The 23,753-nt window shown below is 55.8% G+C and carries 17 protein-coding genes; 9 read left to right on the forward strand and 8 right to left on the reverse strand.

Going from position 1 to position 23,753, the window contains the following annotated elements:
- Positions 1-25 precede the first annotated feature (25 nt).
- Positions 26-1,762: a proline--tRNA ligase gene (locus BLR97_RS02250; protein ID WP_089702049.1), complete on the reverse strand. Its 1,737-nt coding sequence runs from the start codon at positions 1,760-1,762 to the stop codon at positions 26-28.
- A gap of 182 nt (positions 1,763-1,944) precedes the next feature.
- On the opposite strand from BLR97_RS02250, the gene BLR97_RS02255 reads away from it, so the two are divergent.
- On the forward strand, positions 1,945-2,379 hold the full coding sequence (locus tag BLR97_RS02255; RefSeq protein ID WP_089702052.1) for a hypothetical protein: 435 nt from the start codon (positions 1,945-1,947) through the stop codon (positions 2,377-2,379).
- 79 nt (positions 2,380-2,458) lie between these two features.
- Here BLR97_RS02255 and BLR97_RS02260 read toward each other — a convergent pair whose 3' ends face one another.
- On the reverse strand, positions 2,459-3,874 hold the full coding sequence (locus BLR97_RS02260) for an amidase (protein WP_089702054.1): 1,416 nt from the start codon (positions 3,872-3,874) through the stop codon (positions 2,459-2,461).
- 107 nt (positions 3,875-3,981) lie between these two features.
- The gene (locus tag BLR97_RS02265; RefSeq protein WP_089702055.1) at positions 3,982-4,782 is read right to left on the reverse strand and encodes a glycerophosphodiester phosphodiesterase family protein; all 801 of its coding nucleotides are present in this window, start codon (positions 4,780-4,782) and stop codon (positions 3,982-3,984) included.
- A 128-nt stretch (positions 4,783-4,910) separates the two neighbouring features.
- Between BLR97_RS02265 and BLR97_RS02270 the strand changes: the two genes are divergently transcribed.
- Positions 4,911-5,888 (forward strand): NADPH:quinone reductase, encoded by a 978-nt coding sequence (locus BLR97_RS02270; RefSeq protein WP_089702058.1) that lies wholly within the window; start codon positions 4,911-4,913, stop codon positions 5,886-5,888.
- 71 nt (positions 5,889-5,959) lie between these two features.
- On the opposite strand, the gene BLR97_RS02275 is transcribed toward BLR97_RS02270, so the two are convergent.
- The 3 genes from BLR97_RS02275 to BLR97_RS02285 all read right to left on the reverse strand — a co-directional run bounded on the left by BLR97_RS02275 (position 5,960) and on the right by BLR97_RS02285 (position 10,633).
- Positions 5,960-8,158, reverse strand: a complete 2,199-nt coding sequence (locus tag BLR97_RS02275) for a TRAP transporter large permease subunit (RefSeq protein WP_089702060.1) — start codon at positions 8,156-8,158, stop codon at positions 5,960-5,962.
- 157 nt (positions 8,159-8,315) lie between these two features.
- Positions 8,316-9,491 carry a TRAP transporter substrate-binding protein DctP gene (dctP, locus tag BLR97_RS02280; protein WP_089702063.1) on the reverse strand — a complete coding sequence of 392 codons (1,176 nt, stop codon included), beginning with the start codon at positions 9,489-9,491 and terminating at the stop codon, positions 8,316-8,318.
- Between the two features lie 245 nt (positions 9,492-9,736).
- Entirely contained in the window at positions 9,737-10,633 is an 897-nt protein-coding gene (locus tag BLR97_RS02285) for a MurR/RpiR family transcriptional regulator (RefSeq protein ID WP_089702064.1), read from the reverse strand.
- A gap of 240 nt (positions 10,634-10,873) precedes the next feature.
- On the opposite strand from BLR97_RS02285, the gene BLR97_RS02290 reads away from it, so the two are divergent.
- The 7 genes from BLR97_RS02290 to BLR97_RS02320 all read left to right on the forward strand — a co-directional run bounded on the left by BLR97_RS02290 (position 10,874) and on the right by BLR97_RS02320 (position 20,003).
- Positions 10,874-11,680, forward strand: coding sequence for an enoyl-CoA hydratase/isomerase family protein (locus BLR97_RS02290; RefSeq protein ID WP_089702066.1), 807 nt, complete (start codon positions 10,874-10,876; stop codon positions 11,678-11,680).
- Between the two features lie 58 nt (positions 11,681-11,738).
- Entirely contained in the window at positions 11,739-13,916 is a 2,178-nt protein-coding gene (locus tag BLR97_RS02295) for an acetate--CoA ligase family protein (protein WP_089702068.1), read from the forward strand.
- Positions 13,913-14,716 (forward strand): enoyl-CoA hydratase-related protein, encoded by an 804-nt coding sequence (locus tag BLR97_RS02300; protein WP_089702070.1) that lies wholly within the window; start codon positions 13,913-13,915, stop codon positions 14,714-14,716. The genes BLR97_RS02295 and BLR97_RS02300 overlap by 4 nt, the downstream gene beginning before the upstream one ends.
- 159 nt (positions 14,717-14,875) lie before the next feature.
- Positions 14,876-16,729 carry an SLC13 family permease gene (locus tag BLR97_RS02305; protein WP_089702072.1) on the forward strand — a complete coding sequence of 618 codons (1,854 nt, stop codon included), beginning with the start codon at positions 14,876-14,878 and terminating at the stop codon, positions 16,727-16,729.
- A gap of 120 nt (positions 16,730-16,849) precedes the next feature.
- The gene (locus BLR97_RS02310) at positions 16,850-17,608 is read left to right on the forward strand and encodes a DeoR/GlpR family transcriptional regulator (protein ID WP_089702074.1); all 759 of its coding nucleotides are present in this window, start codon (positions 16,850-16,852) and stop codon (positions 17,606-17,608) included.
- Positions 17,609-17,730: 122 nt separating this feature from the next.
- Complete coding sequence (gene glpK, locus BLR97_RS02315; protein ID WP_089702076.1) at positions 17,731-19,212, forward strand: glycerol kinase GlpK; 1,482 nt, start codon at positions 17,731-17,733, stop codon at positions 19,210-19,212.
- 566 nt (positions 19,213-19,778) lie between these two features.
- Positions 19,779-20,003 (forward strand): hypothetical protein, encoded by a 225-nt coding sequence (locus BLR97_RS02320; protein ID WP_089702078.1) that lies wholly within the window; start codon positions 19,779-19,781, stop codon positions 20,001-20,003.
- A 90-nt stretch (positions 20,004-20,093) separates the two neighbouring features.
- Here the strand turns inward: BLR97_RS02320 and BLR97_RS02325 are convergent, their stop codons facing one another.
- Both BLR97_RS02325 and BLR97_RS02330 read right to left on the reverse strand, forming a co-directional pair.
- Positions 20,094-21,743, reverse strand: a complete 1,650-nt coding sequence (locus BLR97_RS02325) for a glycerol-3-phosphate dehydrogenase/oxidase (protein WP_089702080.1) — start codon at positions 21,741-21,743, stop codon at positions 20,094-20,096.
- Positions 21,744-21,951: 208 nt separating this feature from the next.
- Positions 21,952-23,691: an ABC transporter substrate-binding protein gene (locus BLR97_RS02330; protein ID WP_089702082.1), complete on the reverse strand. Its 1,740-nt coding sequence runs from the start codon at positions 23,689-23,691 to the stop codon at positions 21,952-21,954.
- Positions 23,692-23,753: the final 62 nt, after the last annotated feature.

Below are 23,753 nucleotides of genomic sequence, written 5' to 3' on the forward strand. Positions count from 1 at the left end.
GCCTTTAGCACGGCACACCCCGCTGTTATACGGCGGTAGAGGAAAGACCGGCTTTCTCACGCAAAAAATTAATAATTTGCTCGGCGGGTACCATGGTGGCGTCGCTGTCACGACGTCCCTTGTATTCCAACTCGCCGTTATCCAAACCGCGGTCGCCAATCACGAGCCGGTGCGGTACGCCCATGAGTTCGAGGTCGGCAAACTTAACGCCGGGGCGGGTGTCTCGGTCATCCAACAGCACATCAAGCCCCGCGTTGCTCAGTGCTTGGTAGAGGCGTTCAGACTCCTCCCGAACGCGCTGGGATTTATGCGCGTTCATAGGCACTAGTGCGACGTGGAAAGGCGCCAGGGCGTTAGGCCAGATAATGCCCGCGTCGTCGTGGTTCTGCTCAATGGCGGCGGCGACCACGCGGGTCACGCCAATACCGTAGCAGCCCATCCACGGGTGGCTGGTTTTGCCGTTATCGCCAAGTACCGTGGCGTTCATCGATTCAGAGTATTTTTGACCCAACTGGAAAACGTGGCCCACTTCAATGCCGCGTTTAATCGCAAGCGTGCCTTTGCCGTCGGGCGAGGGGTCACCTTCGACCACGTTGCGAAGATCCGCCACTTCCGGCAGCGCGGCGTCGCGCTCCCAGTTGATGCCGAAGTAGTGCTTGCCATCGGTATTAGCGCCTGCGCCAAAGTCGCTCATTAGTGCCACGCTGCGATCGACGATAATTGGCATGTCTAGGTTCACTGGGCCTAGCGAACCTGGGCCTGCGCCTACCGCGGCGCGAATTTCTTCTTCGGAGGCCATGGTCAGCGGGGCCGCTACTTGGGCAAGGTTTTCTGCTTTGACGTCGTTAAGCTCGTGATCGCCACGTACCAATAGCGCAATTAAACCGCCTTCCGCGGCGTGAACCATCAGCGTTTTGACGGTTTTTTCAATCGGCAGCTTGAATTGCTCAACCAACGTGGCGATGGTTTTGGCATTCGGTGTATCGACAAGGCGAAGTTCTTCGCTTGGTGCCGCGCGCTCGGTGTTGCTGCCCAGAGGGGCGGCAAGTGCCTCGGCTTTCTCGATGTTAGCGGCGTAGTCTGACTCGGTGGAGAAGACCACCGCGTCCTCGCCTGAATCGGCCAGCACCTGAAACTCATGGGAGCCGGTTCCGCCGATGTCGCCGTTGTCAGCTTCGACGGCGCGAAAGTCGAGCCCCAACCGGGTGAAGATCCGCATGTAGGCGTCATACATCAACTGGTACGAACGCTTAAGCCCAGCCTGGTCGACATCGAATGAGTAGGCGTCCTTCATGATGAATTCACGCGAGCGCATCACGCCGAAACGTGGACGGGTCTCATCGCGGAACTTGGTCTGGATCTGGTAGAAGTTGGCCGGCAACTGCTTGTAGCTGGCGATCTCCTTACGCACCAGGTCGGTGATCACTTCCTCGTGGGTGGGGCCGACGCAGTAGTCGCGGTCATGACGATCCTTGAGGCGCAGCAGCAGGTCGCCGTACTTGTCCCAGCGGCCGGACTCCTGCCACAGCTCGGCGGGTTGCACTGCCGGCATCAGTACCTCCTGGGCACCGGCGCGATCCATCTCCTCGCGTACGATGCGCTCCACCTTGCGCAGGGTCTTCAGGCCTATCGGTAGCCAGGTATAGAGCCCGGAGGTGAGGCGGCGAATCATCCCGGCGCGCAGCATCAGCTGGTGGCTGATGATCTCGGCGTCGGCCGGGGTTTCTTTTAAAGTGGCAATGAGTAGTTGGCTGGCGCGCATGGGCGATAGCATTCCTTGGTGAAGGGGACGGACCCGTTATCGTTCGTTTGGGCATTGTAAGGCCAAGCGGGTAAGGCGGCAAAATTGCGCCTTGAATAGCCGCGCTGACTTGATCGTGCGGTGTGCTAGAATCATCGCGTTTTGACCCTAGATAACATAGATTAATAACGGGGAGACCCTGCATGCAACGGACAGTCAAACGGTGGTTGAAAGGCGTTGTCATCGGCGTCACGGTTATTGCCATTAGCGGCTGCGGGACGATTTTTCATCCAGAACGCAAAGGCCAGATGAGCGGTGATATTGATCCTGCTGTCGCGGCCGCTAATGGCGTTGGATTGCTGTTCTTTATTGTGCCGGGGGTGATTGCCTACGCGGTGGATTTTTCTAATGGCACGATCTACCTGCCCAGCCGCACCAGCAGTGAGATCGAGACAAAGCCATGGGACGACAACATGGACGTTGCTGCGTTGGAAAAGCTATTGTCTGAGCAGGCAGGACAGCCGGTAACCGTGGAAAGTGAGCTATTGATGGTTGAGGAGGTCGATAGTCTAGACGAGGCGCTGGCCATGGTGCGTATGTCAGGGGTTAGGGATGTCGACCGTTTAGCGACCATGTAAGCATTGCACAATATTCAATTAAACCCGCCGTCATTGTGCGCATATCACGCAGTGACGGCGCCCCCTTTTAGCCAGATTGTTATGTGTATTGTGAGGGATTAGGTTCCGTGGGGAAGCGTGGCGGATGGGCTTCCATAAAGGCGTGGCAGGCACGTAGCACCCTAACGTCGTCGTACTTACCGCCCGCCAGCTGAAAACCTACCGGTAATCCGTTATCGGTAAATCCGCAGGGTACCGAGGCAGCGGGTTGCTGGCTTAGATTAAAAGGGTATGAGAAAGGTGCCCATTCCTCCCAATCGCGCATGCCGCTACCCGGCGGGACTTCTTGGTTCACCTCGAAGGGTAAAACGCTTACTGCAGGCGTCATGATCAGATGATACTGCTGATTGAAATGCTCAAGCTGTCTGGTGAGCAAGGCCCTTTCCGATAGCGCACGGAATAGGTCAAGTGCGCTCCATGCTTCGGCCTTTCGGGCATTGGTGGCCATTCCGGGATCCAGTTGCTCGCGCTGGGATTGATCCAATTGCTGCCATTGGTAGAGCGAGGCGGTAAACCAGATTTTACGAAAGATATCTAGCGGCGATGAGAATCCTGGGTCTATCTCGACAATCTCGGCACCCAAGGCTTCCATTTTAAGAGCCGCTTCTTTGACCCGTCTGGCGATTTGCGGGTCAACACTGGCGTAGCCTAAGTCTTTTGAGTAGGCGATGCGCAGCCCTTTGATACCTTTGTCTAAGTCGACCCCCCAGCAATCGGGCTGACCGCGAGTGGCGTAGGGGTCGCGGTAGTTATATCGCCCCATGACATTGAGCATGCTTACCGCGTCACGGACCGAGCGTGTTAACGGGCCAAGGTGCGAAAGGGTAGGCTCTTGGGCTGGCGGCCACTGGGGAGTCCAGCCAAAGGTCGGTTTGAAGCCAAATACCCCGGTAAAAGCAGCGGGGATGCGGATCGAGCCCCCCGAATCGCCGCCTTGGTGGAGCACCCCCATGTTAAGCGCGGCTGCCACCGCTGCGCCGCCGGATGAGCCCCCAGGGGTAAGTTGCGTATTCCAAGGGTTGTAGGTGGCCCCGAAAACGCGATTGTCGGTGACAGCCTTCCAGCCAAACTCAGGTGTGTTGGTTTTGCCTAGAAAAATCGCGCCTGCATCGCGAAGCATTTGGGCAGGCGGCGCGTCCGTGTCACAGGACGCTATTGGGGACGTTAATGAACCCGAGTGGCAGGGCATGCCGGCTACCTGGGTCAGATCCTTCATCGACACCGGGATGCCGTCGATAGCGCTGAGCGGTTTGCCTTGCTCCCAACGCTTTGCCGATGCTTTCGCCGCTTCTTCAGCGCCTTCCGCATCAACGTAAACATAGGCGTTGACTGCTTCGTTAAAACGGTCGATGCGAGCCAAAGCAGCACGGGTGGCGTCCAGGGGGGACGCTTGGCGCGATTCGAAAAGCCGTCTCAGGGTTTGCGCATCCATGATCCCCAGATCCGTATCGCTCATTCCACTCCCCTTGTTGATGATCGCCCTTGTTGATAATCGCATTTATCTAGCGAGATAACCCGCTGAGAGTTAATAGCTCAAGCGATCACTCTCTAAGCGTAGGCAAGCTAGCCAGGCTTGCCAAATGGATGCGATGGAAGGGACGCCGTGACAGTGGATGTCGCTAAATAACGCCGAAATAGTTCCGGTTCATCGGTGATGGCGCTGGCAGCCCCCCACGACCAAAGCGGATGGAAGGCGTTGGGATCGTTGGGCGTATAGCACAGTAGTGCATAGCCCGCCTGCCGAATGGCCGCCGCTTGGGCAGGCTTTAAACGTCCCCAATGGGCATGAATGCTGAAAGCATCGATTTCACGACCTTGGGCTTGCCAGTCTTTGGGCAGCCGGTTGAACAGCATGCCCAGCGCTAGGCGCTCCGGCTTGGCAAACGTGCGGCTATGGCGCAGCGCCAATCTATCAAAAGATGACAGCACAAGCCGTTCGGTGGGCAGTGCTTCCAGCACGATTGGCACGACACGTTCCACCAGTGCGATGGGATCATGGCCGCGACTGACTTTAAGTTCAAGGTTGACGCCCATCTCCAGTTCGTTAAGCAGCGCAAGCATGGCGTCCAGGCTGGGCATCTTTTCGCCTGCGAATGCACTACCAAACCAGCGGCCAACGTCCAACGTTTGTGACTGGGGCCAGTCCATGCGCCGCAGTTTTCCACGTCCGTCAGAGCAGCGGGCTACATCCGCGTCGTGCCAAATAACGGGGGTGCCGTCTCCCAATAGTTGCACATCGAGCTCGACCCACCGAGCGCCCGCGCGATGGGCGGCGCGCACGGCCGAAAGCGTGTTTTCCGGAGCCGCGGACGAATAACCGCGATGGGCAATTAAGGTGGGCAGCAAGATTTGTGGGTGCATCATGAACGTTCCGTTAGCCGTCGGCGATCAATATTGCCTGAGTTTATCATGCGCGTTGTGACAGCCGCGTTGCGCAGCCGTCCCGATAGCGTTAGCGTGCTAGATTCCCCTATAAAAAGGAGCTCCCCCGCATGTCTCAACGGATTCAGTTTTCTCAAACCGGTGGTTCAGAAGTGCTTGAGCTAGAGGATGTGACCCTGGATGCGCCAGCGGCTGGCGAAGTCCGCATTGCCAACCAGGCGATTGGCCTTAATTTTATCGATATCTATTTTCGTACCGGGCTTTATCCGGCTCCCTCATTGCCCTCTGGTTTGGGCACCGAAGGCGCGGGCATTGTCGATGCAGTTGGGGAGGGCGTCACCCACCTGAAAGAAGGTGACCGGGTGGCTTACGCCCAAGGCCCGCTAGGGGCTTACGCCGAGCACCATACGCTCCCCGCTGCTAAAGTCGTTAAGCTGCCGGACTTTATCGATTTTGAAACTGCCGCGGCCAGTATGCTTAAAGGGCTTACGGTGCAGTATTTGCTGCGCCAAACCTACGAGCTGAAGGGCGGTGAAACGATTTTATTCCACGCGGCAGCCGGTGGTGTCGGCTCGATTGCCTGTCAGTGGGCCAAGGCGTTAGGCGTAAAGCTGATTGGCACTGTCAGTTCACAAGAAAAAGCCGATTTAGCCATGGCCAACGGTGCCTGGGCGACCATCAACTACACCGAAGAAAATGTGGTGGAGCGCGTACGTGAGCTAACCAACGGTGAGATGTGCGATGTAGTTTACGACTCGGTGGGTAAAGATACCTGGGAGATGTCGCTGGACTGCCTGAAGCCGCGTTCCTTGATGGTCAGCTTCGGTAACGCATCCGGCCCGGTCGATGGCGTGAATATCGGCATTCTCAATAAGAAAGGTTCGCTGTTTGTTACCCGCCCAAGTTTGAATGGCTACGCGGATACCCGTGAGCGCCTCGAAATGATGTGCGAGGACTTCTTTGCCATGCTGGAAAGCGGCAAGATCCATATCGATGTGGCCAACCGCTACCCGCTTAAAGAGGTAGGCAAAGCCCAGGACGCGCTGCAACGTCGTCAGACGACCGGCTCCACAGTGTTATTGCCCTAATAGAGTACGTCCTAAACGAAAACCGCCCTCGCAAGACGAGGGCGGTAAAGGGTGCAAACAGTACTCAGTGGCTAGCCGTAGGCCAGGTTAGGCAGCCAAGTGACCAACGCCGGGAAGAGTATCACCAGCAGCAGCCCCAGCGCCTGAATGCCCAGGAAGGGGAAGGATGAGCGGAAAATCTGCGCCATGGTGATATGCGGCGGACAAACCCCCTTGATATAGAACAGCGCATAGCCAAACGGCGGACTGAGAAACGACATTTGCATATTGACCAGATAGATAACGCCGAACCACAGCGATACATCAGTCGGGTCTACGCCGGGTAACCCAAGCACGCCGTCAAAGGTCATTCCCTTGATCAGCGGAACAAAGATAGGCACCGCCAGCAGTAGGATACCCACCCAGTCGAGGAACATCCCCAACGCCACCAGTAGTACCATCATCAGCAACAGCACCGCGTAGGGGCCAAGGCCCGCGCCGGAGATTAGCTCCTGCACGAAGGTCTGACCGCCCTGCAGGATATAGAAGCCGACGAAGATGCTGGCGCCGAAGATAATCCACATCACCATCGCCGAGGCGACCAGCGTGGTCATGCAGGCCGCGTGCAGGTTGGGCCAGGTCAGACGCTTGTGCATGGCCGCGACCACCAAGGCACCAAAGGTACCGATACCCGCCGCTTCCACCGGGGTGGCGATGCCGGTGAAGATGATGCCGAGTACCAGTATTACCAGCACGATGGGCGCCAGCATGTTACGCAGTAAGCGCAGCTTTTCCTTAGTACTAACGCGGTCTTCGACCGGCATTGGCGGCGCCATTTTGATGTTTAAGGTGCCTCGCATCCAGCAGTAAAAGCCGTACATGAAGGCCAACATCAAACCGGGGATCAACGACCCGAGGTACAATTCGCCCACCGATTGCTGAGCGATGACGCCGTAGATGATCGCCAGGATGGAGGGGGGGATGAGAATGCCCAAGGTGCCGCCGGCCATGATCGAGCCGATAGCAATTTCCGGGTCATAGTTGCGCTTAAGCATTGCCGGCAGGGCGATCAGGCCCATGGTCACCACCGCCGCGCCAATCACACCAACCATGGCGGCGAGTAGCGTTGAGGCTATAATCGTGGCAATGGCCAAACCTGCTTTAAGACCGCCCATCCACTTGTAGACGACGTCGAACAGCTCTTCGATGATCCCGGCTTTTTCCAGCACCGAGGCCATGAAAATGAACAGCGGTATGGCCGAGAGTTGATAGTTGGTCATCATCGGGAAGATGCGCGACGGCATCAGGTTGAGCATGGCCTGGTCGCCGACCGTATAGAGGAATACCACCCCCAGGCCGCCGGTGACGAAAGCTAGCGGTAGGCCCGCCACCAGCACTACCATCAGCGAGCCGAACATCACCAGCGTCAGGGCTCCGATGCCGAATGAGCCAAGGCTGCCCGAGATGCTACCCGCCAGGCTCTCGTAGTCGGTGACCGCGATATTGACCATCTCGAACAATAGCCAGGCTGCGAGGAAGGCGGCGATAACCAGCATCACGCGGGCGAAGGTTCTACTACCCTCATGTAAGCGCCAATGGTAACGATATGCCTGAATATCCCGAATCAGTTGGCCGAACCCCTGCAGCAGCAATAGCAGCGCGCCAAAGAAGAGCATGAACTTCACCGGATAGAACTGGATGGCCCATTCGGTGAAGGAGGTCTCGTTGGAATAGCTGGAGCCAAAGAAGTACGCGTCGCTCACCGACTGTGAGAAGAACTTCCAGCCGGTTGCTAGTAGAGCGAGGGTGAAGATGAAGAAGAATATTGAGGTGACAATGTCCAGAGCCGCTCTGTTAAGTGGCTTGGCCCGACTGTACAGAATATCGACGCGGACATGTCCCCCTTCGCGAAGCGCATAAGCACCGGCAATCAGATACTGCATGCCGAACATCAACGTCATCGACTCATGTGCCCAGTTAGTCGGCGAGTTGAAGGCATAGCGTACAAGCACTTCGTAGGCGAAGATGAAAGGAGCAATTAGCGCCCAGTAGGCCACGTAGCGGCCGGAAAAGCCGGAAAGGCGGTCGACAATGGTTGTAAATAAATTGCCAGGTGGCTGGTAAGCGGCCTCGACCTCTTCGCCGGGGGGCACTTCGGCAATTTCCCCGCCGTCGACGGTAGCGCCACGTCGGAAGCTACGATCGACGAAAAACATTACCACCAGTGGCAAAAGCAACAACACCGACCAGTAAAGCCAATGCGGGAGAACGAATTCGATATCAAGATTCATGGACACTCCTCCGTGACACCATCGCCTCCTGGCGATGGTTCCGGATCATCAAGCCGACGGGATGCGGAACAAAAAGTGGTTACTCTAGCCAAATCGGATGTTGCGATGTCGATCGCAACATCCGCTGTTGTCGAGCAAATAAGTCAGACATTGAACATCAGGCGTTAAGCTCGTAGCCCTGAATGTCTTCGTCGGTGATCAGTCCCACTGCAGGATCCATCATGGTGTTGAGGTGCGCTCTAAACAGGCGAGCAGCGTCGGGATCCTTGTTGGCCCACTTGAACCACAGCGGGATGGCGGCATCACGGAAGCGGCTGGCATCGTTTTCGGAGAGGTGGATGATTTCTACACCTTTCTCACGGTACTTGGGCCACGCTTCGGCGTTGGCTTTTTGGATCGCCGCATAATGCTCGCGGGAATAGGCTGCTACCAGGTCGTGCATTAGATCCTGAGTCTGGGGCGACATGCGCTCAAAGACCCGGCGGTTGACAGAAATGTCCATTAAGTCAACAGCTTGGTGGAGGCAGGGCGTTGAGGGCGGCCCCATGATGATGTAGTCGGCGACCTGCCAGAAGCCTAACTCGAAGTTGACCGCGGCGCCGGTGTAATCGGCAGCATCAATGGTGCCTTTCTCGAGCGCGGGATAGACTTCGGAGCCCGGTAGCAGAGTCGTCTGCGCACCGATAGAGGCGAAGGTTTCCGCCACAATGCCCCCGGGCATGCGGATTTTAACGCCTTTAAAGTCGTCGAAACTGCGTAGCGGAATCTTAGAGTGGATCAGGTTGAGGTCGTGGTGTACGTAGCCAAGCAGCTCCTGGCCCTGCTTACGGTACAAATCCTTGGCAATGCCGAAGCCGCCATAGGCGCCAAACATCATGTCCCACTGGTGAGGGACGGAAAGGCCCATTGGATACGCGGTAAGGAACACACCGGCGGGCATTTTACCTGGCCAGTAGACGGTGAACCAGTTCTGCCCGTCGAGTACGCCGTTGCGCACCGCATCGGCAACCTCGAAAGCACCCGCTACGGCACCGGCGGGGAAGGGCTCAATGCGTACTTCGCCACCTGTCGCCTCGGCGACACCGGCAGCCCACTCCTCGAAAATACGGTAGCCCGTCGTACCCGGCTGCCAGGAAGACTGCATGCGAATACGAATGCCTTCCTGAGCCTGGACGTTGCCGATCCAAGGCGCGGCAACGGCAGCAGCAGAGCCTACCGCGGCGGTTTTAAGGAAGTTGCGTCGCGTTGACGAGGCATTCGTAATAGAGGAAGGCAGTTCAGTTGATGTAGAAATTGAAGGTTCTGCATTCACGTTTTGCTTGTTATTTGGCATGTTGGAAGCTCCAGCAGTGGTCAGTACCACAGATTATTGTTTTGTCGTCCCGTACATAAAAATTGCACCACCTTGGGTTTCCCTGTGGCACAAGTAAGGCAATGCTTAACGTAAAAGCATCACTTCACGTAAACAGAATTTAGCGAGTCCTGAGCTAAGCGCCAATTAATATTTTCAACGTTTTCCATAGTACAGCGAATGTCTAAGACCAAAATGCCTGGATTAGCGGTGGCGTACATACTTCATTAGTCGACATCGACATAAGCCCCCATCTGGCGCATGCGTTGCTCAAACTGGGACACGTTATCGACCAAAGCGTTGGGGCCGAAGGCGACACACTCCGCCAAAATTGCTTCGCTTAACGTGATGGCAGAAAGGATCGAGGGGAAAAAGTGAGGCGTCGCGTTGGCGACGGTAAAAGACAGCCTCGCGCCCGGCACTAGCGGCGAGCGCATCGTGTCGGTCACCACAATGGCGTTAACCCCGTTCGCACGGGTGACATCCAGTGCTTTAACGGTTTCGGCGCAGTAAGGCTCAAAGCCGAAGGCGACCACTAAATCGTTTTCATCGAAGCGGTCCAGCTCGGTTAAAAGTCCGCCCTCCAACCCTCTAATAAGCGTGATATTGGGCATTGCTATGCGCCCCACATAGGCAAAGTGGTAGGCGCAGGCAAACGTATCCCGAAACCCCACCACCGCGATATTGCGCGCAGCGAGTATCTGCTGGGCCGCATCGCGCACGCGTGCCTGATTATCAGCGGTAAACAGGCGACCGATATTATCGAATGCCGCATCGCCTACATCCACAAACAGTGGGTCATCGGGCTGGCTCGCCTGATGACGAAGCTGATTGGCGCGTCCAGAGAGCCGCACCGGCGGCGTCTGTACCGCCGATTGAAACACCTCGCGAAATAGTTCATAGCTTTCAAAGTCTAGCCGTTTGGCCAAGCGCACCAGGGTTGAGGGGGTAACATGTGCTGCCCCTGCTGTTTTGCGGATTGACTGAAACGCGATGTCCAAGGGGTGTTCCATGACGTAGCCCGCCGCCTGTTTTAGCTGCGGGCTTAATTCTGGGTAAAGTGCCGCAAGTCGTTGATTAACGGTGTCTAGCGGCGAGTCTGATTCATTGCTGTGACGCGTCATGCAAGGCTCCAATGCATTGAAGCGGGCAGTGTAACCTAAGTATCTAATGTCGGTACATTTGTACCTTTATATTTTAATAAAGAAACAAACGTGTTGACGGTAATATGGCGATGCCCTTAGCATTTGATTGGTACATTTGTTTCTATATAGGTTTTTTAATAAAACGAATGTGTTGAATTCGACCGATAAAGCGTAACGTTTTCAATCCTTTTTTACCCACGCGCCAGGTAGTTGATTGTTATGAGCTCGCCCATTGATTTGCCTAACTACGAAACCCTGTTAGTTACTCACCAAGAGCATGTACTGACGGTTCGCTTGAATCGTCCCGAACGGCTTAATGCCGTGGTCGAGACGCTGTATCACGAGCTTCTCGGGGTATTGGCGCTTGCCAAGCGTGAGCGGGACATTCGTGTTGTCGTGTTAACCGGGGAAGGCCGCGCTTTCTGCGTGGGTGCCGATATGAAAGCCCATGGTGGTGCTGCGCGCACGCTGTATCAGCGACGCGAATATCTGCAGTTAGGTAACGATGTAGGCGAAGCTATCACCCAGCTCAATAAACCGGTGATTGCCGCTTTGAACGGCTACGCCCTAGGCGCGGGCGCCGAGATGGCCGTGGCCTGCGATTTTATCGTAATGGCCGATGATGCTCAGATTGGCTTCCCCGAAACCAGTATTGGCACCTGCGTGGGTGGCGGCGTCTCGAAGTGGTTGCCCCAGCTTGTCGGCCTGGGGCAAGCCCGGCGTTTGCTGTACACCGGCGACAAAATAAAAGGTGCTGAAGCAACGCGGTTGGGTTTGGCGTTGGCACATTACCCGCTAGAACAACTAATGCCCGAAGCCTTAGCGCTGGCGTCGCAGTTGGCCAGCCAAGCGCCGGTATCATTGGCGATGCTCAAGCCGCTGGTCAATCGCGGTTCGCAGACCGACATGCCGAGTCAACTTCAACAAGAGCTGGATGCCGTCTTTACCTGTTCGACCACCGACGATTGGCAGGAAGGGGTCAATGCCTTTGCTGAAAAGCGCCTACCTGAGTTCAAGGGACAATAGGCTAATAGATTTTTAGCGAGATGAATTCGGCACGTTAGTCAATTTGATAGGTAAGCCCATGCAATCAATCGAAGGCCATCTTCCTTTACTCAGCCCGCTGCATGCGGTGCTTGCCCCCACCGGCATTGCGGTGGTGGGGGCCTCGGCTGACCCGACGAAGCGGGGCTACAAAGCCATGCTGGGGCTCATCAAAGGCGGCTATCGTGGTGATATTTACCCGGTTAACCCGAAAGCAGCGTCAATACTAGGCGTTAACGCTTGGCCGTCCATTACCGACATACCGGGAACTCCGGCGCTGGCGCTGATATGCACGCCAGCGGCCACGGTGCCTGGCTTAATAGCCGAATGTGGCCGCCGTGGTATTAAGGGGGCCGTTGTGTTGGCCAGCGGTTTTGCTGAAACCGGCGAGGCGGGGGCAGCGTTGGAAGCACAAATGATGAAAAACGCTCGCGCCCATGGCGTACGTATTATCGGCCCCAATACCTCTGGGGTGTTCAACCTGCATCACCACGTTAACCTGCTAGCGCTGGAAAACCTCAAACCCGGCGACATTGGCATCGTGTCTCAATCCGGCAATATGCTGCTTTCTTTGGCATTGGAGGCCCAGTATAACGGCCAGGTCGGCTTCAGCACCTACATTGGTCCCGGCAACCAGGCCGATATTGGTTTTAACGACTATCTTCGCTACCTGGGCGAGGATGAGCAAACGCGGGTTGCGACGCTCTACGTTGAAGGCTTCCGGGATGGGCGCAAGTTTCTTGACGTGGCGCGAGAGGTTACTGCCATGAAGCCCGTAGTGGTGTACAAATCAGGCTCTACCGAGCAAGGGCAGAAGGCGGCCAGTTCGCACACCGGCGCATTGGCCGGTAGCTATCAGATGACGGTCGATTTGCTACGCCAAGCCGGGGTGAGCGTGGTGCAATACTCTGATGAAATACTCCCAGTGGCAGAAGGGCTTGGCCGCTTGCAGAAGGCAGCGGGCAAACGCGTCGCGGTGATTGCGGATGGCGGCGGGCAGGCGACCATCGCCGCTGATCGGTTGGCCGAGGCGGGTTTAACGCTGGCCACGCTTGCCAGTGACACCCAGGCTAAACTTGATGCGCTGTTGCTGCCTCAAGCCTCTACTCTCAACCCGGTGGATGTGGCAGGTTCGTCGGATGCCAATCCGTCTCTCTTGGCGCAGTGCATGGCGGTAGTCGCCGATGATGCGAATGTCGATAGCGTGTTTCTGGTCGGTATGTTTGGCGGCTATAGCCTGCGCTTTGCTGAATCGCTGCTGGGCGATGAAATGCGCGGGGCTGAAGCCATGGTGGAGTTAGCCCACGCAACCCGCAAACCCCTGGTGATATACAGTCTTTACGCGCCGATTAAACCCCCGCCGCTGCGCCGCTTACACGAGGCAGGCTTACCCGTTTATGCGTCAATTGAACACGCTGTCAGAGTGCTGGCGGCACTCGGTGAACGCGGTGAATACCTGGCCAACCAGGCGGCCCAAAGAACGAAAACGCCCATGCAGCCTTCCGTAAACGGCAAAGCATTGTTCGTCAACGCCAAGGCCGAAGGGCGCGATTTGCTGGAGTTTGAAGCCAAAGCGCTGCTGGCCGAGCACGGCATTCATGTGCCCGACGAACGATTGGTGAGAAACATTGACGAGCTAGGGGCGGTGGCGGCTGAATTTGCTGATCGCCCTTTAGCCATGAAAGTGGTCTCCCAGGCGATTCTGCATAAGTCGGATGCCGGTGGGGTAAAGCTGAATCTCGTCGGCGAGGCCGCGTTACGTGAGGCCTATCAGTCGATTGTCGCCAGTTCACACGCTTATGATCCCACAGCAACGCTTGAGGGCGTTCTGGTGACCCCCATGGCGGAAAAAGGGGTTGAAGTGATCATCGGCATGCTACGCGACCCAATGTTTGGCCCGGTACTCATGTTTGGCCTAGGCGGCGTGTTTGTCGAAGTGCTGGAGGATGTGGCGTTTCGCTCGCTGCCGATCACTCGTGCCGATGCTGAGTCCATGGTGAAACAAATCAAGGCACAAAAAGTGTTGGAAGGTGTGCGTGGAGGGCAGGGGGTTGATAGGCAGGCGTTGGTATCATTGTTAATGGGGATTTCCCAGTTAGTGGACGCCTACCCAAGTATTCGCGAGCTAGACTTAAACCCGGTAATTGCCTACCCGGAAAACCATTCCCTGGGTTATGCGATTGTCGATGCCCGAATCATTGTGGAGCGTGACCAATGAGCCAAGCAGTACCAACGCTAACGGACGCCACCCTAACCCTGGAAAATCGGGTGGCCACCCTGACCCTGAACCGCCACGATGTGCGTAATGCGCTCACCGGCACGGCGCTGGTAGATGATATTGTCGCCACGGCAACCTGGATTAACCACACCAGCGACGTCTCGGTGCTGGTGATCACCGGCGCGGGCTCGGCGTTTTGTGCTGGCGGCAATGTTAAAGATATGGCCGAGCGTAGCGGTGACTTTGCCGGCGATGTAGCCGACGTGGCCGAGCGCTACCGGCGCGGGATTCAGCGCATGCCATTGGCGCTTAGCGAGCTTGAAGTGCCGATTATTGCCGCCATTAACGGCCCCGCTATCGGAGCGGGGTTTGACCTAGCCAACATGGCAGATATTCGCATCGCATCGGATCAGGCCAAGTTTGGTGAAACTTTTCTTAATCTGGGGATTATTCCCGGGGATGGCGGTGCGTGGTTTATGCAACGCCAGATAGGCTACCAGCGCGCCTTTGAACTGACGTTATCCGGCCGGGTGATTAGCGCCCAGGAAGCGCTGGCGTATGGCGTGGTGTTAGAGGTAGTGGAGCCAGACGTATTGATGGCCACGGCGATGGAACATGCCGCGCGGATCGCCGCCCAACCGCCCAAAGCCACGCGATTAACCAAACGGTTGATGAAAATGGCCCCCGATATGGAGCTAAAGGCGTTTTTGGACGTTTGCGCCGTATTTCAAGGTATGTGCCATAACGAACCCGAGCATCTTGAAGCCGTTCAACAAATGCTGGCGCGCATGAAAAAGTAACGCCACGACGTTACTGCCCCCTCACTTGGCTGCTTTCTATCGCCTGGCGCTGCCAGGCTTTTTTACGGTTATCGAGCTTCGGCACAAACGATACGCGTGTATAGTCGACGCCTAATGTTGCTTTATCGAGTCGGCGGTTCATAGGGAGGTGACGCAATAATGGCAATTGAGGGCTTGAGTCTTGCACCGAGTACCCTGGTGTTTATTGTGCTAGGGCTAACGCTAGCGGCCTTTATGTGGGGACGGTTTCGCTACGATTTGGTCGCCCTTGCGGCGCTGCTAGGCTCGGTGATGCTCGGGTTGGTGCCCGCCGATGAAGCTTTTTTAGGCTATGGGCACCCTGCGGTCATTACCGTTGCCGCGGTACTCGTGTTAAGCCGTGGTTTCGAACGCTCAGGCTTAGTCGATATCATTGCCAATCAAGTGCTTAAGGTCGGCGAGCGCTTGGTACTCCAGTTATTGGCCCTGGTGGGCACTGTCGTTGTGCTTTCCGGGGTGATGAATAACGTCGGTGCGCTGGCGCTATTGCTGCCGGTGGCCATGCGGTTAGCGCGGGAACATAATACCTCTCCCTCGCTGTTGCTAATGCCGTTAGCGTTTGGCTCGCTGCTGGGCGGTCTCACGACGTTGATTGGTACCCCGCCAAATATCATTATCTCAAGTTACCGGTCCGATGTTTCCGATGCCACGTTTAGCATGTTCAGCTTTACCCCGGTGGGGATTGTCGTGGCGCTCACCGGGTTGGCGTTTATTGTACTGGTCGGTTGGCGGTTAACACCCAAGCGCAGTGGGCAAGCGTCCGCGGCGGACATGTTTGATACGGCCAACTACTTAGTTGAGCTTAAAGTTCACGATGAGTCCAAAGCGAAAGGCTTAACGCTCCAACAGCTACGCGATGAACTGGATGAGACCATTCCCGTGTTGGCCGTGGTGCGGGATGACAACCGCCAAGCCGGCTATGCCTTCCACGGTATGCTTCAGGCGGGGGATATCCTGCTGCTGGAAGCAGGGCCTGATGAGCTCAAGTTATTGGAAGATAAAGCCGGTCTAAGCGCCGTTGCCGAGTTTGAGTCAGATGATGAAGAAGCCGAATCAGAAGCGCCACCGGAAGATGACAGCGAACACGATGCGCATCCACCGGTTGATACCGAGGGGCTGCAGTTGGTGGAAGTGGTGGTACGCAGTGACTCCATGATGATTAATCGCAGCGTTCGGCAATTGCGCCTGAACCATCAATTTGGTTTGCACTTGGTCGCGGTTGCTCGGGACGGCACCCGGCTTAAGCAGCGGTTGCGGGATATTCGCTTTCAGACCGGCGATGTACTGCTGCTACAAGGCGAGGAAGGTGAAATTGCCGAAAGCCTAGCACCCTTGGGCTGCCTACCCCTGGCAAGCCGCGATTTAAACCTCGGGCAGCCTCGCAAGCTGCTGCTTTCACTGCTGATTTTTGCGGCCGCGATTGTGGCTATGCTGCTGGATCTGCTGCCCGCGGCGGTGGCGTTAAGTACCGCTGCCTTGGTGTCGCTACTGATTGGCGTACTGCCGCTGCGTGAGGGCTATCAGGCCATTGATGGGCCGGTGATTGTGCTGCTAGGGGCGATGATTCCGGTGGGGGAAGCGTTGGAAACCAGCGGCGGGGCGGATTTGATTGCCGAGGCACTATTGTATTGGGGCGATGACTGGCCGGTGGTGTTGACGATGACTGGCCTGTTTATTCTCTCCATGCTGCTTTCCAACGTGGTGAACAATGCGGCGGCGGCGCTACTGATGGCCCCCATTGCCGTTAGCTTGGCGAACGGCTTTGATGTATCACTCGATCCCTTTTTGATGGTCGTCGCGGTGAGTGCTTCCTGCGCTTTTTTAACGCCGATAGGCCACCAATCCAATACCCTGGTATTGGGGCCGGGGGGTTACCGGTTCGGCGACTACTGGAAACTTGGGTTGCCGCTTTCGATTGTCGTGCTGGTGGTATCGATGCCGATGATTCTCTGGGTATGGCCGCTTTCGGGATAATGCTCTCGCTCAGGGTGTTAACGAATGGCGATAGGAGAGGACGGCGCTAGACGTTATCTCTTGAAAATTTTGCTATTCTATTATGTTCTAAAGTGAACAAATTACGTAACGGGCTAGCGTATGAATCAACAGTTTCGTCAAGATTCGATCATTGAGCTGGTCCGCCAGCATGGCTACATGAGCATTGAGCAGCTCACTGACCATTTCGCGGTCACGCCGCAAACCATTCGCCGCGACCTCAATACTTTGGCCGATGAAGGGCGCGTCAGGCGAGTTCATGGTGGAGTGGGGATCGAGTCGAGTACCGTCAACACCGCTTATAGCACGCGCAAAACCCTGCATTTGGAAGAAAAAGAGCGCATAGCCCGCTGCTTGGCTGAGCACATACCCAATGATGCCTCGTTGTTTATTAACATCGGCACCAGTAACGAGGTGATTGCCCAGGCACTGCTCGACCACCAAGGGCTAGAGATCATCACCAACAACCTGAACGTTGCGGCTATTCTTCAGCACAAAGAAGATTTTACGGTGATCATCGCCGGCGGCCAGGTACGTTCGCGGGACGGTGGGATTATTGGTGAAGCGACCATCGACTTTATCAATCAGTTCAAGGTTGACTACGGCATTATCGGGATTAGCGGCATCGACGAAGATGGCTCTCTTTTGGAGTTTGACTACCAGGAAGTACGCGTTGCTAAAGCCATTATCGCCAATTCGCGCCGAGTATATTTAGCCGCCGATTACTCGAAGTTTCACCGTAATCCTGTTGTACGCCAGGGCAATATTGCCCAGTTAGACGCGCTGTTTACCGACCGCAAGCCGCCTGAGCCTATCCAACGCTTACTGACCCAGCATGATGTGGCATTGCACTTAGCCTAAGCACGATTGAAGAAGGTGTTTTCATACTTGAGCATTGGCAGTCGCTGGCGTAGCCTGCAATCATAATAAAGCGAAAGCAATCATACAAAATCGAAAGATCCCAACAACAAAGCGAACTTGTTATGACCTCATTTATACTTGCCATTGATCAAGGCACGACCAGCTCCCGCGCGATTCTGTTTGACCGTGAGGGTCAGGTCGTAGCTGTCGCCCAACAAGAGTTTACCCAGCACTATCCCCACGATGGCTGGATTGAGCATGATCCCGAAGATATATGGGACACCGTGGTCGCTACCTGCCGAGAGGTGTTAAAAAAGGCCAAGATTACGGCCGAGGAAGTGGCCGGGGTGGGCATCACCAATCAGCGCGAGACCACGATCGTGTGGGATCGGATCACCGGGAAGCCGGTCTACAACGCAATTGTTTGGCAAGACCGGCGTACGTCCGCGTTGTGTGAAAAATTACGCGACGAAGGCCATAACCAAAGTGTACAGGCTAAGACCGGCTTGCTCATCGACCCGTATTTTTCCGCCACTAAGCTAGCGTGGATATTAGACAACGTGGAAGGCACTCGCGCTCGTGCGGATAAAGGCGAGTTGTTGTTCGGCACGGTCGATAGTTTCCTAATCTGGCGATTAACCGGCGGTCGTCATCACGTTACCGACGCCACCAATGCCTCGCGTACGGCACTGTTCAATATCCATGAGCAATGCTGGGATGACGACCTGCTTAGCCTATTTGATATTCCAGCCTCGCTACTGCCGGAGGTGAAAGACTCTAGCGATGATTTTGGCACGACGGAAGCCCGTTGGCTGGGGGCCGAACTACCCATTGCTGGTGTGGCCGGCGATCAGCAGGCGGCACTGGTCGGCCAGGCATGCTTTCAGCCTGGGATGGGCAAAAGCACCTACGGCACCGGGTGTTTTATGATCGTCAACACAGGGGAAACGCCGTCGCTCTCGCGTAACCGGCTACTGACCACCATTGGTTACCGCTTAAATGGCAAGCCAACTTACGCGATGGAGGGCAGTATTTTCGTCGCCGGCGCTACTGTGCAGTGGTTGCGCGACGGTTTGAACCTGTTTGCCGATGCCTCAGAAACTGAAGCCTTGGCTCGGCAGACCCGCAGCGGGCATAGCGTTTATTTAGTTCCGGCCTTTACCGGATTAGGCGCCCCGCATTGGGATCCCAAAGCCCGCGGGGCGATTTTTGGCCTGACCCGCGATACGGGCATTGCGGAAATTGTCGCCGCTGGCCTGCAGGCGGTGTGTTACCAAACCCGCGATCTGCAGCACTGCATGAACGACGATATGGAAGCACCACCCGGCAATTTGCGCGTGGATGGTGGTATGGTGAAGAACAATTGGGTCATGCAATTTTTGGCCGATATGCTGAACGTGCAGGTGGATCGCCCAACGATTCTGGAAACCACCGCGTTAGGCGCCGCTTACCTTGCCGGGCTGCGGTTAGGCTGGTATCAAACGTTAGACGAGATCGAACAGCTGTGGCGCTGCGAAACTAGCTTTACACCTAGCATGGAAGAAACGACCCGCGAGCAGCTCTACCAAGGCTGGCTGGACGCGGTTTCCCGCGTTCGCACTTAGCCAGTCATCCACTGCCAAGACTGCCCTACAGGCCGCTATTGCCCTTAAGCGATAGCGGCGCTGGGTTATTAACCCCTGAGAGTATTAGCCCTTGGTCGACTAGCGTCGTCGAATTGATGGCGTATACTGCTTTTCGCTTGCCCAGACCATCACGGGTAAGTTTCCCGCCTTTATCAACGCGTTCCCCACGTAATGTATATATTCCGTGAAATTATATAACAGCCTTTGCCCCTATTGACCGTGTATGTAGTCAAGCTACAACGCCGCCTGCGGCCAATGATGCATTGTGGCCTTTACGGCAGTGCACCATAGTGAAGTCATGGATCAGGGCGGTATTTTGTTATCCCAACTTACTTACCTGACCACTGCTACAACTGAGGCGCTTCTGTACTACCCGGGCGCTTGAAGCGAAGGTCTTGTAACGCTTGTGACTCTATCGCAGTTGCCAACTGGGCACTTATCCGGCCCAGCATGTGTAGCAACGTCACCATTCGTCATTAACAAGATGGCTGCTTAACGATCAACACAACGCGAGCAGCGGATGACATTACCATGAGGGTTAAACTATGAACTGCACCGAATTAAGCCAACAAGCCGACCGTATCGCGAATAGCTTTAGCAAGCTGGATCTTGCCAAGCTGGTCTTAGCATTAAAGGGCAATCGGGAGTCGCTTCAGTACGCGGTTGAAGTGATCGACACCATCGACCACCGTGCGGGCTACACGCTCGAAGAGGCATGGGATGAGGTATTGGCAGGCGATTCCCAACTGCTGGTAGAAAATGAAGAGTAATCTCTAATTCACTGAACACAATATTTTCCCCCTTACGGCCGCCGTGAGGGGGTTTTTGTTGGTCAGCAATGTCGATGATTGGGCGCTTGTTTACAATGGCGCCTCTTGCACAGGCGTATAGGGCTGAGCCGTATCGCGGTGTTGGGCGAAATAGGCGTCAAAGCGCTCTTCTGCTTGATCACCGAACAGCACACGACAGGCTTCTTTGAGCCCCTTGGAATGGCGTAGCTGCTCATGGTGTACCACCAAGGAGACCTTCGCGCGGCGGCGCAGGAAATCTTCCAGCTCAGTAATCATTTCATGGTCGCGAGCATGTTCAAGCTCGCAGCGAATGTACTCGGTGCCCTCAATAAGAATGTCGGCCTCAGACGGGTCTTGGCGGATTTTTTCCAACATGACGATGGCCTGTTCGGCATAACGACGCCAAAGACGCGATGAGAGCAACTCAGAAGACGTGGCGGCGGTCATTGCATCCAGGTTCATACGTTTCGCTTGATCCATGAACTGCTTTTTAACCGCGTTAGGCGGTTCGCCATACCAACGGAAGTCTGGATCGGATAACGCGACGCCGAGTTGGGCCACTGCGTCAGCGATTTCGTCCCCTACGTTCAAACAGTCGGTCAACTTGCCGCCGAAAATACTGATGTGAGCGCTATCGCTATTGGTGTCAATGACGTGCTTGCGGGACAGCTGTTGGAAGTCGCGGTCGCTTCCCTGATCGGATTTGATCGCCAGTGGCCGTACGCCGCAGCGGGTCGAGATGATATCGGCTTGGCCCAGCGGTTTGTCGAGCGTCAGACGTTTATTAATGTTTTCCAGCACAAAGGCAATATCGTCGGCGGTGACGTCAACCTCGGGATGCTCCATGTGCGTGTCGGTGGTGCCGATGCAGGTGCGGTTACCCATGGGGATGACGAAAAACAGTCGGCCATCGTCGGCAAAAAACGCTAGCACACGTTTTTTATCTGTCAGTTGGGGCACAATTAAGTGAATGCCTTTGGAGTATAGGTGCTGATGGGTGGTTTTTTGCCCGGTTAAGGCATTGTGTTGGTCGACCCAGGGCCCCGCTGCATTGATAAGCACTTTGGCCCGAATATCAAACGACTGGCCGTCCATCACATTACGCGCTTTGGTAACCCAAACATCGCCGTCACGCTCGGCACCGATTGATTCCACATAGTTGGCGGCAATGGCACCGTAATTAAGCGCGTGGCGTACAAAGTTAAATACAAACCGCGCGTCGTTGTCGTGCAGGTAGGCGTCGGAATACTCAAAGCCGCCGACGGATCCATCAATATCGATAATCGGCTCTTCTTGCTGGATATTTTTGGGTGACAGCAATCGTGGCCGTTTGGTAAAGGCGTTACCCATCAACCAGTAAAGCCAGGTGCCCGCCCATAAATAGCGTGGCGAATGGCGAAAGCCTTTGGAAATAGTGGTTAGAAAGCGAATTTCTTGTACCGTGGAAGGATAACTTTTAATTAAATGGTTGCGGCTTTTGCAAAGCTTGCGCACCAGGGCAAAGTCTTTGCTTTCCATATATTTAATGCCGCCCCAAACAAGGTTGGAGGAGTGCATGCTGGTACTACCAGCGAAATCGCCGCGATCAATCAGCGCGACTTTTGCCCCTTTGCCGGATAGCGCAGCGGCGGTGGCAGCGCCATTAATGCCGCCACCAATAATCAGTGCATCGAATTCATCGGTGTGTAGTTTCTCAATATTTCGGTTACGCAGTTTCATAGCGGATCCAAATTAACAAAGTAAAAGCCCCGTTCACGGAACCGAGAGGCCGTTCACCCGCTCAGGCAGCCACAACGTCAATGTTCTGTGGCCTTGAAACACGCTGAGTGCCGTGGATGCTTCGGGCGTAAGTGATACCTTGGCGTTGATGAAGAGTGCCGCCGATGAAGCCGTTAAAGGGTGGGCCCATAGGCCCACCCAACCGGTATTAGCGCGTACCGGCCGACATCCATTCCTCCATCATTTCGTCGTAAGGTACCGTGGTACCTTGCGGCATCTCGTTATCCAGCTTGGCTTTCGGTGCGCCGTCCTGGTCTAGCCAGTATTGCGGGTCGCGCTCTTCATTCAGTACGGGGGCGTAGCTGTCGAAGACATTGGCGCGGGCCAAACGGTGCATGGTGCTATCCATGTCGGCAGCGAGCTTATCCAGTCCTTCCTGCGCTGTTGCTTCACCGCTCATGACCGGTGCCAGGTTTTGCCACCACAGCGGTGCCATACGCGGATAGTCCGGCACGTTGGTACCCGTCGGCGTCCAGTTAGACTCGTTGGGGCTGCGGTAGAATTCGACCAGGCCGCCCAGTTTGGGTGCCATCTCGGTCATCTGGTCTGAGAAGATGTCCGATTCGCGGATCGGCGTCAGACCGTGCATCAGCTTTTCAAGCGAAGCGGTCTTGGACACGGTGAACTGAGCAAACAGCCAGGCGGCGGTGCGGCGGTCTTCAGGTGTGGAGTCGAAGAACGTCCAGGCCCCCACGTCTTGGTAGCCGACTTTCATGCCTTCTTCCCAATACGGGCCGGTGGGCGAGGGCGCCATGCGCCACAGCGGATTGCCTTCGTCATCGGTCACGGCGACGTCGGGGTCAGTCATATCGGCAGTGAACGCGGTGTACCAGAAAATCTGCTGGGCGATGTGGCCTTGGGCAGGCACTGGGCCGGCTTCGCCAAAGGTCATGCCTTGCGCTTCAGGCGGGGCAAAGTCGCGTAGCCAGTCCACGGCTTTTTGCATGGCAAATACTGAGGCAGGTGAGTTGGTTGCGCCGCCGCGGCTGACGCTTGCGCCAACTGGCTGGCTATCTTCGTTGACGCGGATACCCCAGTCATCCACCGGGTTACCAGACGGCACACCGGGGCTACCCATGCCGGCCATGGATAGCCAGGAGTCATGGAAACGCCAGCCTAACGAGGGGTCTCGACGGCCATAATCCATGTGGCCGTAGATTTCTTTACCGTCGAGCTCACCGACATGTTCGGTAAAGAATTCGGCAATGTCTTCGTAGGCGGTCCAGTTAGTGGGTACGCCTAGGTCATAGCCGTAAATTTCCCGGAACTGCTCCTGTAGGTCTTCGCGCTGGAACCAGTCGTAGCGGAACCAATACAGGTTGGCAAACTGCTGAGTAGGCAGCTGGTAAATGCTGCCATCCGGACCGGTGCCATACTGCAAGCCGATAAAGTCGTCCAGGTCGAGGGTCGGCAAGGTGTAGTCAGCCCACTCGTTTTCCATTGCCTCAGACAGGTTGATGGTGGTGCCGTAGCGGATGTGGGTACCGATGGCGTCGGTATCGTTGACGAAGCCATCGTAAATGCTGTTCCCCGACTGCATCTGGTTTTGCATGGTATCGACAACATCGCCTTCACCGATGATGTTGTGCGTAATGTTGATGCCGGTGAGTTCGCTGAACGCTTCGGCGAGAACTTCGCTTTCGTAGACATGAGTGGTTAAGCCTTCGGCGACGGTTTGAATATCCATATCGCGAAATGGCTCAGCCGCTTTGGCAAACCACATCAGCTCTTCGATTTGCTCCTCGCGGCTTAGGGTCGAGTTTTGGAAATGCTCGTCGACCAGACGCTCGGCAACGGCGCGCGCATCGTGGTCGTCGGCGGCAAGCGTGCCGGATGCCAGCAGTAAGCTGGCGGCGAGGGTAGTGAGTTTGAAATTGTTATGTCGCATATTGACCTCGTTGTGTTGTGATCTTCCCTAATGTTGGAACCGTCCATGAGACTGCTTTTGGT

Origin of the sequence: Vreelandella arcis (assembly GCF_900103865.1) — a bacterium.
Lineage (GTDB): Bacteria > Pseudomonadota > Gammaproteobacteria > Pseudomonadales > Halomonadaceae > Vreelandella > Vreelandella arcis.

Excerpts from the sequence above, each read along its gene's own strand:
- BLR97_RS02250 (WP_089702049.1), bottom strand. The coding sequence starts at position 1,762 with ATGCGCGCCAGCCAACTACTCATTGCCACTTTAAAAGAAACCCCGGCC.
- BLR97_RS02255 (WP_089702052.1), top strand. The coding sequence starts at position 1,945 with ATGCAACGGACAGTCAAACGGTGGTTGAAAGGCGTTGTCATCGGCGTC.
- BLR97_RS02260 (WP_089702054.1), bottom strand. The coding sequence starts at position 3,874 with ATGAGCGATACGGATCTGGGGATCATGGATGCGCAAACCCTGAGACGG.
- BLR97_RS02265 (WP_089702055.1), bottom strand. The coding sequence starts at position 4,782 with ATGATGCACCCACAAATCTTGCTGCCCACCTTAATTGCCCATCGCGGT.
- BLR97_RS02270 (WP_089702058.1), top strand. The coding sequence starts at position 4,911 with ATGTCTCAACGGATTCAGTTTTCTCAAACCGGTGGTTCAGAAGTGCTT.
- BLR97_RS02275 (WP_089702060.1), bottom strand. The coding sequence starts at position 8,158 with ATGAATCTTGATATCGAATTCGTTCTCCCGCATTGGCTTTACTGGTCG.
- dctP (WP_089702063.1), bottom strand. The coding sequence starts at position 9,491 with ATGCCAAATAACAAGCAAAACGTGAATGCAGAACCTTCAATTTCTACA.
- BLR97_RS02285 (WP_089702064.1), bottom strand. The coding sequence starts at position 10,633 with ATGACGCGTCACAGCAATGAATCAGACTCGCCGCTAGACACCGTTAAT.
- BLR97_RS02290 (WP_089702066.1), top strand. The coding sequence starts at position 10,874 with ATGAGCTCGCCCATTGATTTGCCTAACTACGAAACCCTGTTAGTTACT.
- BLR97_RS02295 (WP_089702068.1), top strand. The coding sequence starts at position 11,739 with ATGCAATCAATCGAAGGCCATCTTCCTTTACTCAGCCCGCTGCATGCG.
- BLR97_RS02300 (WP_089702070.1), top strand. The coding sequence starts at position 13,913 with ATGAGCCAAGCAGTACCAACGCTAACGGACGCCACCCTAACCCTGGAA.
- BLR97_RS02305 (WP_089702072.1), top strand. The coding sequence starts at position 14,876 with ATGGCAATTGAGGGCTTGAGTCTTGCACCGAGTACCCTGGTGTTTATT.
- BLR97_RS02310 (WP_089702074.1), top strand. The coding sequence starts at position 16,850 with ATGAATCAACAGTTTCGTCAAGATTCGATCATTGAGCTGGTCCGCCAG.
- glpK (WP_089702076.1), top strand. The coding sequence starts at position 17,731 with ATGACCTCATTTATACTTGCCATTGATCAAGGCACGACCAGCTCCCGC.
- BLR97_RS02320 (WP_089702078.1), top strand. The coding sequence starts at position 19,779 with ATGAACTGCACCGAATTAAGCCAACAAGCCGACCGTATCGCGAATAGC.
- BLR97_RS02325 (WP_089702080.1), bottom strand. The coding sequence starts at position 21,743 with ATGAAACTGCGTAACCGAAATATTGAGAAACTACACACCGATGAATTC.
- BLR97_RS02330 (WP_089702082.1), bottom strand. The coding sequence starts at position 23,691 with ATGCGACATAACAATTTCAAACTCACTACCCTCGCCGCCAGCTTACTG.